Source organism: Bacillus sp. Root131, assembly GCF_001429475.1.
Classification (GTDB): Bacteria; Bacillota; Bacilli; order Bacillales; family Bacillaceae_G; genus Bacillus_A; species Bacillus_A thuringiensis_S.
In genome coordinates, this window is record NZ_LMJQ01000001.1 from 930,613 (window position 1) to 942,902 (window position 12,290).

A 12,290-nucleotide genomic window follows, 5' to 3' on the forward strand; every position below is an offset into this window, starting at 1 on the left:
TAGAAAAATATGAAGTTATTTCATACAGCGGATTGGCATTTAGGTAAGCTTGTTCATGGCGTGTATATGACTGAAGACCAAAAGATTGTATTAGATCAGTTTGTACAGGCGGTTGAAGAAGAAAAACCAGATGCCGTAATTATTGCAGGGGATTTATATGACCGAGCAATTCCACCTACAGAAGCAGTAGACTTATTAAATGATGTGCTGCAAAAAATAGTTATTGAATTACAAACACCAGTTATTGCAGTAGCTGGTAATCATGATAGTCCGGATCGTATCCATTTTGGAAGTGGTTTAATGAAAAAACAGGGATTACATATTGTAGGTCAATTTCAATTCCCGTATGAACCTGTCGTACTAAATGATGAATATGGAGAGGTTCACTTCCATCTAATACCGTATGCAGACCCAAGCATAGTTAGACACGTGTTGAAAAATGAAGACGTACGTTCTCATGATGATGCGATGCGCATTTTTATGAATGAGCTCTCTGAAACGATGGATAAAGAAGCTAGACATGTATTTGTTGGACATGCATTTATAACTTCTTCAGGAGAAGCGGAGGAGAATACAAGTGATGCAGAACGACCACTTTCAATTGGTGGTGCTGAATATGTAAATAGTCATTATTTTGATAAGTTTCATTACACAGCGCTTGGACATTTACATCAAGCGCATTTTGTACGTAATGAGACGATTCGATATTCTGGTTCACCACTTGCCTATTCTATTTCTGAAGAGAAACATAAAAAAGGTTATTACATTGTAGAAATGAATGAAACCGGTGAAGTAGCGATTGAAAAAAGGTTACTTTTACCACGTCGTAAAATGCGAACAGTAGAAGCGAAAATAGATGAATTATTACAGCACCCAGTAAGTGAAGATTACGTATTTGTAAAATTATTAGACGAAAATCCTGTCTTACAGCCAATGGAGAAAATACGATCTGTATATCCAAATGCAATGCACGTTGAAAGAGCGATGCAACGGCGAGAACTCACAGATACAAATGAAGTAACTGTTTCAAGACATAAAACGGATGATTTATCTCTTTTAAAGGCTTTCTATAAAGAAATGAAAGGGTTAGATTTATCAGAAGAGAAAGAAAGCCTATTTATAGATGTATTACAAACAGTGCAAGAGCGGGAAGGTGAACGAGGATGAGACCGATTCAGCTTATTATGACAGCATTCGGGCCATATAAACAGAAAGAAGTAATCGATTTTGAAGATCTTGGAGAACATCGTATTTTCGCTATTTCTGGGAATACGGGAGCTGGAAAAACAACGATTTTTGATGCGATTTGTTATGTATTATATGGTGAGGCTAGCGGAGAAGAACGTAGTGATACGAGCATGCTTCGAAGTCAATTTGCTGATGATAATGTTTATACAAGTGTTGAACTAACCTTTCAGTTAAAAGGGAAACGCTATGAAATAAAACGACAACTTGGACATAAAAAACAAGGGAATAAGACTATTACAGGACATGCAGTAGAATTATATGAAGTTATTGATGGAGAAAACGTTCCAGCCGTCGATCGTTTTCATGTAACAGACGTAAACAAAAAAATGGAAGATTTAATTGGGTTAAGTAAACATCAATTTAGCCAAATTGTTATGTTACCCCAAGGGGAATTCCGAAAACTATTAACATCTGAGACGGAAAATAAAGAAGAGATTTTACGTCGTATTTTTAAAACGGATCGTTATAAATTAATGCGTGAGTTACTTGATCAAAAGAGAAAACAATGGAAAGACGTCTTGCAAGAAAAACAAAAAGAGAGAGAGCTCTATTTCCGTAATGTTTTTAAATTACCAATCCGTGATGGAGCATTATTAGAGACATTAGTGGCACAAGAACATGTAAATACGCATCAAGTAGTAGAAGTGTTAGAACAAGAAACAACCGTGTATAAGGCAGAGGTTGAGCAATTACAAGTAGAACAAGATGTTCAAACGAAGCAATTAAAGGATGCAGAAACACGTTTTCATGCAGCAAAATCTGTAAATGAGAAATTTATAGATTTACAACAAAAGAATGAGAAATATAACACTTTACAAGAGAACCGTGCAGCAATTGAAGGGAAAGAAAAATCCTTTAAACGTGCGGAACAAGCAAAACGCTTATTACCATTTGAACAATGGTATGAAGAAGCGATGCAAAATGAGCAGAAAGCTGAAAGTTTGTTAAAACAGATAATCGTCAAACAAGAACAGATAATGAATAGTTTTGAGCTTGCTCAGGAGAAGTATGAAGTAGTAAAGAATAAAGAACTTGAACGAGAAGAGGCTAAAAAACTTGTTCAAAGATTAGAAGAGTTACAAGCGATCATTGAATCATTAGCTGAGAGAAAGCTGAATTTACAAAATGCCGAAATTCAAATAGGGAAATTAAAAGAAAGTATGCAAAAGTTGGATCAACAACTAGAAGAGCATACAAGTCAAAAACAGGGAATGTCTGATGAATTGCAGCAATTAGAACAAGCACTTGAGCAATATGTAGCTAAAGTAGAAGAACTAACCAATATGCGAGAAGATGCAAAAGTTTTAAAGCAAGCATATGATGTTTGGCAAGAAAAACAAAAATTTGAGCAAGAAAAAGAAGCGGCAAATAATAAAATGCAAGTGGCAGTTCGTGCGTATGAAAACATGGAGCGCCGCTGGTTAAGTGAACAAGCTGGTATACTAGCTCTTCATTTACATGATGGTGAATCTTGTCCGGTATGTGGTAGTACGAATCATCCACAAAAAGCTACAGAGCAAAGTAATGCGATCGATGAAAAAGAGTTAAACGATTTAAGAGATAAGAAGAACATTGCTGAAAAATTAAATGTGCAAGTAGAGGAGAAATGGAATTTTTATCGACTACAATATGAACAAGTGATAGAAGAAGTTGTGAAGCGCGGCTACAACTCGGAAAAATTAGCTGAAACATATAGTGCACTTGTTCAAAAAGGAAAACAATTAGCAGCAGACGTGAATACGTTAAAAGCAAGTGAAGAAACACGTAAGCAGATTGCTGTGAACATGAAAAGCGTAGAAGAAAAAATAGAAGAACTTCAGAAACAAAAACGGGAAGTAGAAACAATGCAGCACCGTACAGAAATGGAGTGCATGCAACTTCGTACGTCATATGAACATGATAAACGAAATATTCCAGAAAACTTACAAACAGTACAAGCTTGGAAAGCACAGTTGGACCAAGCTATGCAGGAACTTAGGTTAATGGAGGACGAATGGAAGAAAGTGCAGGAAGCGTATCAGCATTGGCAAAATGAAAATATACGTATTCAAGCTGAACAGAAAGGTGCTTCTAATCAATTTGAAAGTGCAAAATTGAAGAAAGAAGAAACTTTCGCACGCTTTATGAAAGAGCTAGAACAAAGCGGGTTTACAGATCAATTCACGTATAAAGAAGCCAAATTAAGCGATGCCCAGATGGAGATGTTACAAAAAGAAATTCAAGGTTATTATTCATCTCTCGAAGTGCTTGCAAAACAAATTGAAGAGTTAAACTCAGAATTAAAAGATAAAGAGTATATGGATATTACATCTTTAGGTGAACACATAAAAGAACTAGAAATTAATCTCGATATAATTAAAGAAAAACGTCAACGTGCGCAAAATGCGGTAACATATATTTCTGATTTACATGAAAACATTAGACGTATTGACGAACAAATTCACGATGAAGAGAAAGCTTTCCAAGAACTTGTTGATCTATATGAAGTAATGAAAGGTGATAACGAAAGTCGTATATCATTTGAACGTTACATCCTAATTGAGTATTTAGAACAAATTGTTCAAATCGCAAACGAACGACTACGTAAATTATCAAATGGACAATTTTATTTAAAACGAAGTGAGCGAGTTGAAAAGAGAAACCGTCAAAGTGGATTAGGATTAGATGTGTACGATGCATACACTGGTCAAACACGTGATGTAAAAACATTATCTGGCGGAGAGAAATTTAACGCATCACTTTGCTTAGCGCTAGGAATGGCAGATGTAATTCAAGCATATGAAGGTGGTATTTCCATCGAAACGATGTTCATCGATGAAGGGTTCGGTTCATTAGATGAAGAATCATTAACGAAAGCAGTAGATGCCTTAATTGACTTACAAAAATCAGGCCGATTTATCGGTGTCATTTCACACGTACAAGAGCTGAAAAACGCAATGCCGGCTGTATTAGAAGTAACGAAGCAGAAGGATGGGTGTAGTCAGACTAGGTTTGTGGTGAAGTAAGCCTAGAAAATGGAGTAGGGAACCTACCGATACTTTTAGTGTCATATGTATGAATAATAAAACGTGGTCTCTTCATTGGAGACGACGTTTTATTTTATAAAATATCTATGAATTATCTGTAGAAGGCGGCGTATTCTCTAAACGATTATAAGTTTTAAAGGCTGAAATTGCCGAGATAACTCCGCCTACTAAAAATAAAGCGGATCCTCCAACTAAGATGATACGACTGACATATGTTTCCCGTGCTTCTTCGACTTCTTCTTGTAACGCTGTAGGCATATGAATTCCCCTTTATAAAAGTTGTTTTATAAATAGTATATACAAACGCCTAAAATGTGTTAAAATAACTGATGATTTTATGCAGTGGGTAATTAGATGAGTAGGATGCGAGTGGCTAAATAAATCTTCATCACAAATTTATGCGAACTTCACATAGAGCACATATTAACATTGTATTATGTATATGTACCAAATAAATAAATAAAGTGAATGTAAGTTCTGTTTTCAAAAATTTAAAATCCTTTTATTTCTATATGAAAGTTTTAATCAAGGGTTTTAAAAAATTTGGAAATAGATCTTATGAATATGGAATTCATATAAAAGGGGAATGTCTTATGACAACATATACGAGTGAAATGAGAAAAACTTTAGTTTCAGAAGAAGATGTAGATATTTTAAAAATTATGGCGCATCCAATCCGCCTGCAAATTGTAAATGAATTAAGTACGAGAAAAACTTGTAATGTAACACAATTAACAGAGTTACTGAATATTCCGCAATCTACTGTTTCACAACATTTATCAAAAATGAAGGGTAAAGTGTTACGAGCAGAGAGAAGAGGTTTAGAAATTTATTATCATATTAACAATTTAAAAGCGAGTAAGATTGTTAATGTTTTAGGGTATATAAACTAGTGAAATATTTTTATATAAAATGGCCCCTGCTGTTGAGCAGGGGCTATTTTGTGTTGTTTTATGTATTTGTATTTAAAACTTTATAGTTTTTATGATTTACAATTGTTCGATCAAATTCAAAAGTACCACCGCTTACATTTGTAATTTCAACTAAGACCGATTCAGTATAAAGTTTTAGTACAGATCCTGTAATCTTTAAATTGTTTCGTTGAAAAAGTATAGTATCCCCTACGTTTGCTTTCATAGTACCTCCTTAAAGACAGAAATATTTTTTATTATATATATTAAACCACGGATAGATATATTAGTGAATATTTAGTTTTATTTATTGGAAAAAAATTTGTGATTTTATAAAAAATAAGGTACATCGAAGTATAAAAATTTTTTCTACTTGTAAAGGGAAATTTTAATTTAGCAATTGTATAACATGAGACATAATTTTTATAAAAGAAGATGATAAAACAGTTGTAAGTTGTATTGAAGCTAAACATTATAAAAGCTACTTATGTATTTAATCAGTAGTTTTTTGTATTTCGTCCTTCGTTTTCTGTAACTGATTCCATGTTTTTGACGCTCTATCTTGTAAGTGCTTACATAGGCGGAAACATCTTATACAATGAAGGTGTTAAATCAAAAGAGGTGACCAAAATGAACATAAAAAAAGTAAATTTAGCGAATAGCATTGAAATAGAAAGAGGAGGCGGAAAGGTATGAAAAAATCAACTGTTAATCCATGGTTTGTTGTTCTTGGCACAGTTATAGTACAGATGGGGCTTGGAACGATATATACATGGAGTTTATTCAATCAGCCTTTAGTTAGTAAATATGGTTGGAGTCTTAACGCTGTTGCGATAACTTTCTCAATTACTAGTCTTTCTTTAGCATTTTCAACTTTATTTGCGAGTAAATTGCAAGAAAAATGGGGACTTCGTAAACTTATTATGATAGCTGGATTAGCATTAGGACTAGGATTAATACTTAGTTCACAAGCGTCCTCATTAATATTGCTTTATGTACTAGCAGGAGTTGTTGTAGGTTATGCAGATGGTACAGCATATATCACTTCACTATCAAATTTAATAAAGTGGTTTCCGGAGCGTAAAGGTTTAATTGCTGGTATTTCTGTCTCTGCATATGGTTCAGGTAGCTTAATTTTTAAATATGTTAATGCACAGTTGATTGAATCAGTTGGTGTATCGCAAGCATTTATATACTGGGGTTTAATTGTTACAGCTATGATTGTAATTGGTGCTTGTTTAATCCATCAAGCCGCAGATCAAGGAGCAGTTCATGAAACAAAAACTAAGGAATACACAACGAAAGAAATGTTAGGCACAAAACAAGTATACTTATTATTTATAATGTTATTTACATCATGTATGAGTGGCTTATACTTAATTGGTATGGTAAAAGACATTGGTGTTCAACTTGTGGGACTTAGCGCAGCAACAGCAGCTAATGCGGTGGCTATGGTTGCAATCTTTAATACATTAGGTCGTATTATTTTAGGACCGTTATCGGATAAAATTGGTCGTTTAAAAATCGTTACTGGTACTTTTGTTGTTATGGCGAGTTCAGTTTTAGTTCTAAGTTTTGTAGATTTAAATTATGGTATTTACTTCGTATGTGTAGCAAGTGTAGCGTTTTGCTTTGGTGGAAATATCACTATTTTCCCAGCTATTGTTGGTGATTTCTTCGGTATGAAAAACCATAGTAAGAACTATGGAATTGTGTATCAAGGATTTGGATTTGGGGCGCTTGCAGGTTCCTTTATCGGTGCACTTCTGGGTGGATTCAAACCAACATTCATGGTGATTGGTGTATTATGTGTCGTGTCATTCATTATCGCAATTTTAATTCAAGCACCTAAACATAAAAAAGAACAAGAAGAAGAGTATCGCAGCGTAGCATAAGTATATAAATCTTCTATAACACTATGATTACGAAAAAGCATCCTATTCTATTAATTAGGATGCTTTTTTTATGAGTTATTTTAACAAGGTTAAATTACTTTTTGGATTTTTATAGATGTAAAAGTGAGTGAAGTACTTATTTGGATTATATTGGAATATAATAAATTAATACATCGCATTCGAAATATATATTAAATCTTAAATAACAAAGAAGACATTCATTAGTATTTGCAAGATTTGTTTTCAGAAAAATATTGAGAAAATATATACTTGAGTTTTTCATAAAGCGTTGTTAATGAACGTAGCTCTAGTTTATCTTCTTCAATTTTAAAAAGAGGAGTTTGAATTTTATTTATAATATAAGTACTTTTAATGCGTTTACATATGATTTTATTAAGAAACATTAAAATACTTTATCTGAAAAATAAAAAAAGATTGACAAGTTTATTGAGAAACATTATCATTTCGGTGTAAGATAGTAAATGAAAAACATTATCAATAAAATAGATTTTAAAGTAATGCGCACTTGACCAATTAGTTTAGTAAGTGTATTATTTTTTACAACGCTGATGATAATGAAAATCAATATCATTATTATTAGTGTTACTTAATGAAATTAATGTTTATGTGAAAGGATAGAGAAAATGAACTTAGGGGAATTTGATGGGAAAACAGTTTTAGTAACAGGTGCAGCACAAGGCATAGGCAGTGTCGTTGCCAAAATGTTTTTAGAAAGAGGAGCCACAGTTATTGCGGTTGATCAAAATGAAGAGGGGTTAAATGTACTCTTAAATCAAAATGAATTAAATAAAACACGTATGAAAACGTTTCGTTTAGATGTGAGTGATAGCACTGCTGTTGAAGACATTGTAAATCATATTGCAAATGAAATAGCGCCAATAGATATTTTAGTAAACGTTGCAGGGGTTTTACGTATGGGAGCAATTCATTCGTTAAGTGATGAAGATTGGAATAAAACATTCTCTGTAAATACTACAGGGGTTTTCAATATGTCCCGAGCGGTAAGTAAAAATATGATGTTAAGAAAATCAGGGGCAATTGTTACAGTCGGTTCAAATGCGGCAAATACGCCGAGAATGGAGATGGCTGCGTATGCTGCGTCAAAGGCTGCAACAACGATGTTTATGAAGTGTTTAGGATTAGAGCTTGCAGCATACAATATACGCTGCAACTTAGTTTCTCCAGGTTCTACTGAAACTGAGATGCAAAGATTACTATGGGCTGATGAGAATGGAGCTAAAAATATAATTGCTGGTTCTCAAAATACATATAGACTCGGAATTCCATTACAAAAAATTGCACAACCTTCAGAAGTTGCTGAAGCAGTGTTATTTTTAGCTTCAGATAGAGCAAGTCATATTACAATGCACAATTTATGTGTCGATGGCGGTGCTACGTTAGGAGTTTAATAAAAAATCAGGAGGTTATTATATTATGAGTGAACATACAGCTGTAAAGGAATTGTCAGAAAAACTTTTAGAAGATTATAAGACTGAATCTTCGTTCTTTTTTGCTTCACCAACTCGAACGATATTAGCAGAAGGAGAGTTTACTACAGTAAAGCATCGTGAAATTGAAAGTTTCCCAGAGCTTGTGCAAGCGACATTAAGTAATGCGAAACAAGCTGGAAATCCAAATCCTATTGTTATGGGTGCTTTGCCATTTGATCGTAGAAAAGAAGTCCAACTTATCGTACCAGAATATAGTAGAATTTCTGAGCGTTTACAATTTGATACAACCAATCAGCTTGAAACAAATGAGAACGTAACATTTGAAATGACGCCAGTACCAGAACCTGAAGTTTATATGAATGGTGTGAAGCAAGGAATTAAAAAAATACAGGACGGTGATTTGAAGAAAATCGTTCTATCTAGATCGTTAGATGTTAAATCTTCCGAAAAGATTGATAAGCAAAAACTTCTGCGAGAATTAGCAGAGCATAATAAGCATGGTTATACATTTGCTGTGAATTTACCGAAAGGTGAAAAAGAGAACAGTAAGACGCTAATTGGAGCAAGCCCTGAATTACTTGTTTCACGTAATGGTATGCAAGTTATTTCTAACCCGTTAGCTGGTTCGAGGCCACGTAGTGAGGACCCAGTAGAAGATAAAAGAAGAGCAGAGGAATTACTTTCTTCTCCAAAAGATTTACATGAACATGCGGTAGTAGTTGAAGCGGTTGCCGCTGCACTTCGTCCGTATTGTCATACATTACATGTTCCAGAAAAGCCATCAGTTATTCATAGTGAAGCGATGTGGCATTTGTCTACAGAAGTGAAAGGTGAACTTAAGGATCCAAATACTTCTTCTTTACAATTAGCAATTGCCCTTCATCCTACGCCAGCAGTTTGCGGAACTCCGATGGAAAAGGCAAGAGAGGCTATACAGTATATTGAGCCATTTGACCGCGAGTTCTTTACAGGAATGCTAGGATGGAGCGATTTAAATGGAGATGGAGAATGGATTGTTACAATTCGTTGTGCTGAAGTACAAGAAAATACACTTCGTTTATATGCAGGAGCTGGAGTTGTTGCTGAGTCAAAACCAGAAGATGAGTTAGCAGAAACATCAGCTAAGTTCCAAACAATGTTAAAAGCTTTAGGGTTAAGAGATAGTTCACTTAATGAAAAATAGGGGGAAGAAAGAATGCTAGTAGGTTATAGGGAATGGCCAAAAGAATTTGCCGATCGTTATCGAGAAGAAGGGTGTTGGCTTGGTGAAACATTTGGAGGAGTGTTAAGAGAGCGAGCTGAGAAATATGGAGATCAAATCGCGGTTGTAAGCGGTAAGACGCATGTAACGTACAGTGAACTTGATAAAAAGGTAGATCGTTTAGCAGCAGGTTTACTGAATTTAGGAATAAAGAAAGAGGACAGAGTTGTAATACAGTTACCTAACATTATCGAGTTTTTCGAAATATGTTTTGCACTATTTCGAATTGGAGCGCTTCCTGTCTTTGCACTGCCTTCACATCGAAGTAGTGAAATTAGTTGTTTTTGTGAGTTTGGTGAGGCGAGCGCTTACGTTATTTCAGATAAGGCCCTCGGTTTTGATTATCGAAAACTAGCAAGAGAAGTGAAAGAGAAAGTGCCAACTTTACAACATGTAATTGTAGTGGGAGAAGAGGAAGAGTTTGTGAACATAAATGATCTGTATATGGATCCTATCTCATTGCCAGAAGTTCAGCCCAGTGATGTTGCATTTCTCCAATTATCAGGAGGGACAACAGGTCTTTCTAAATTAATTCCTAGAACACATGATGACTATATTTATAGTTTACGTGTTAGCGCTGAAATTTGTAATTTGAATGCAGAAAGCGTCTATATGACAGTTCTTCCAGTAGCACACAATTATCCAATGAGTTCTCCAGGAACATTTGGAACTTTCTATGCGGGTGGAAAAGTGGTATTGGCAACTGGTGGTAGCCCAGATGAGGCATTTGCTCTTATCGAAGAAGAAAAAGTTACAATTACAGCGCTCGTTCCGCCATTAGCAATGATTTGGCTTGATGCTGCATCTTCTCGTAATGCCGATTTATCGAGCCTAGAGGTTATTCAAGTAGGTGGTGCTAAGTTTAGTGCTGAGGTTGCAAAACGTATACGCCCTACATTTGGATGTACGTTACAGCAAGTATTCGGTATGGCGGAAGGATTAGTGAACTATACCAGATTAGACGATCCGGAAGAAATTATTATTCATACACAAGGTAGACCAATGTCTGCACACGATGAAGTACGAGTTGTTGATGAAAATGACAACGATGTAAAACCTGGCGAAGTAGGTAGTTTATTAACACGAGGTCCATATACAATTCGTGGTTACTATAAAGCCGAAGAGCATAATGCACGATCATTTACAAAGGATGGATTTTATCGCACAGGAGATCTTGTAAAAGTAAATGAACAAGGATACATCATTGTAGAAGGAAGAGATAAAGATCAAATTAACCGTGGTGGTGAGAAAGTTGCTGCGGAAGAAGTTGAAAATCATCTATTAGCACACGATGCGGTTCATGACGTAGCAATTGTATCTATGCCTGACGATTATTTAGGTGAACGCACCTGTGCTTTTGTTATAGCTCGCGGACAAGTTCCAACTGTAAGTGAATTAAAAATGTTTTTAAGAGAACGTGGTATAGCGGCTTATAAAATTCCAGATCGAATTGAATTTATTGAATCATTCCCGCAAACAGGAGTCGGAAAAGTCAGCAAAAAAGAACTACGTAAAGTCATTGCTGAAAAACTTATTACAGTAAAACAATAATAAAAACCGGAAGGAAGTGATTAGATGGCTATCCCATCTATTTCAGTATATAAAATGCCAATTGAATCAGAACTACCAAAAAATAAAGTGAATTGGACACCAGATCCGAAACGTGCAGTACTTTTAATTCATGACATGCAAGAATATTTTCTTGATGCATATAGCGATAAAGAATCACCAAAAGTAGAACTTATTTCAAATATTAAAATGATAAGAGAAAAATGTAAGGAACTTGGTATACCAGTTGTTTATACAGCACAACCTGGTGGGCAAACGTTAGAACAACGAGGTTTATTACAAGACTTTTGGGGTGACGGTATTCCTGCTGGACCGGATAAAAAGAAAATTGTTGATGGACTTACTCCTGATGAAGATGATATATTCCTAACAAAATGGAGATATAGTGCATTTAAAAAGACAAATCTATTAGAAATTTTAAATGAACAAGGAAGAGATCAACTTATTATTTGCGGTATTTATGCGCATATTGGCTGTCTTTTAACAGCTTGTGAAGCATTTATGGATGGTATAGAGCCCTTCTTTGTAGCAGATGCAGTTGCTGATTTTTCACTAGAGCATCATAAACAAGCATTGGAGTATGCATCTAATAGATGTGCAGTAACGACATCAACAAACCTACTGTTAAACGATTTGCAAAGTGTAAAAGGTGATGAGAGTGAAGGAATCACTATACAGGAAGTGCATGAACTAGTTGCACAACTACTTCGTGAGCCAATAGAAAGTATTGATTTTGATGAGGACTTATTAAATAGAGGACTTGATTCGGTCAGAATTATGAGTTTAGTAGAGAAGTGGCGTCGTGAAGGGAAAGAAATCACTTTTGCAGATTTAGCAGAACATCCAACTGTTGCAGGTTGGTACAGTTTACTATCTTCACAAACAGCACAGGTGCTGTAACAAATAGA

At 35.0% G+C, this 12,290-nt stretch carries 10 protein-coding genes; 8 read left to right on the forward strand and 2 right to left on the reverse strand.

Features of this window, described 5'->3' with window-relative positions; genetic code table 11:
- Nucleotides 1-9: 9 nt before the first annotated feature.
- Both ASE54_RS04755 and ASE54_RS04760 read left to right on the forward strand, forming a co-directional pair.
- The gene (locus ASE54_RS04755) at nt 10-1,167 is read left to right on the forward strand and encodes an exonuclease SbcCD subunit D (RefSeq protein WP_000765156.1); all 1,158 of its coding nucleotides are present in this window, start codon (nt 10-12) and stop codon (nt 1,165-1,167) included.
- Complete coding sequence (locus ASE54_RS04760) at nt 1,164-4,253, forward strand: SMC family ATPase (protein WP_001247459.1); 3,090 nt, start codon at nt 1,164-1,166, stop codon at nt 4,251-4,253. The genes ASE54_RS04755 and ASE54_RS04760 overlap by 4 nt, the downstream gene beginning before the upstream one ends.
- A 105-nt stretch (nt 4,254-4,358) precedes the next feature.
- Here the strand turns inward: ASE54_RS04760 and ASE54_RS36205 are convergent, their stop codons facing one another.
- Nucleotides 4,359-4,532, reverse strand: a complete 174-nt coding sequence (locus tag ASE54_RS36205) for a hypothetical protein (protein ID WP_001141667.1) — start codon at nt 4,530-4,532, stop codon at nt 4,359-4,361.
- A gap of 335 nt (nt 4,533-4,867) precedes the next feature.
- Between ASE54_RS36205 and ASE54_RS04765 the strand changes: the two genes are divergently transcribed.
- A complete protein-coding gene (locus tag ASE54_RS04765) occupies nt 4,868-5,167 on the forward strand; it encodes a metalloregulator ArsR/SmtB family transcription factor (protein WP_000214801.1) in 300 nt (99 codons plus the stop codon).
- 58 nt (nt 5,168-5,225) lie between these two features.
- Here the strand turns inward: ASE54_RS04765 and ASE54_RS04770 are convergent, their stop codons facing one another.
- Nucleotides 5,226-5,411 (reverse strand): YkvS family protein, encoded by a 186-nt coding sequence (locus tag ASE54_RS04770; RefSeq protein ID WP_000646793.1) that lies wholly within the window; start codon nt 5,409-5,411, stop codon nt 5,226-5,228.
- 466 nt (nt 5,412-5,877) lie between these two features.
- Here ASE54_RS04770 and ASE54_RS04775 point away from each other — a divergent pair, with 466 nt between their 5' ends.
- From ASE54_RS04775 to ASE54_RS04795, 5 genes are all read left to right on the forward strand, one after another.
- Nucleotides 5,878-7,080, forward strand: a complete 1,203-nt coding sequence (locus tag ASE54_RS04775) for an OFA family MFS transporter (RefSeq protein ID WP_000750108.1) — start codon at nt 5,878-5,880, stop codon at nt 7,078-7,080.
- 644 nt (nt 7,081-7,724) lie between these two features.
- On the forward strand, nt 7,725-8,510 hold the full coding sequence (dhbA, locus tag ASE54_RS04780; RefSeq protein WP_001048427.1) for a 2,3-dihydro-2,3-dihydroxybenzoate dehydrogenase: 786 nt from the start codon (nt 7,725-7,727) through the stop codon (nt 8,508-8,510).
- A 25-nt stretch (nt 8,511-8,535) separates the two neighbouring features.
- On the forward strand, nt 8,536-9,735 hold the full coding sequence (gene dhbC / locus ASE54_RS04785) for an isochorismate synthase DhbC (RefSeq protein ID WP_001289293.1): 1,200 nt from the start codon (nt 8,536-8,538) through the stop codon (nt 9,733-9,735).
- Nucleotides 9,736-9,747: 12 nt separating this feature from the next.
- On the forward strand, nt 9,748-11,364 hold the full coding sequence (locus ASE54_RS04790; RefSeq protein WP_000960108.1) for a (2,3-dihydroxybenzoyl)adenylate synthase: 1,617 nt from the start codon (nt 9,748-9,750) through the stop codon (nt 11,362-11,364).
- Between the two features lie 24 nt (nt 11,365-11,388).
- On the forward strand, nt 11,389-12,282 hold the full coding sequence (locus ASE54_RS04795; protein WP_001007265.1) for an isochorismatase family protein: 894 nt from the start codon (nt 11,389-11,391) through the stop codon (nt 12,280-12,282).
- The last annotated feature ends 8 nt before the right edge of the window (nt 12,283-12,290 follow it).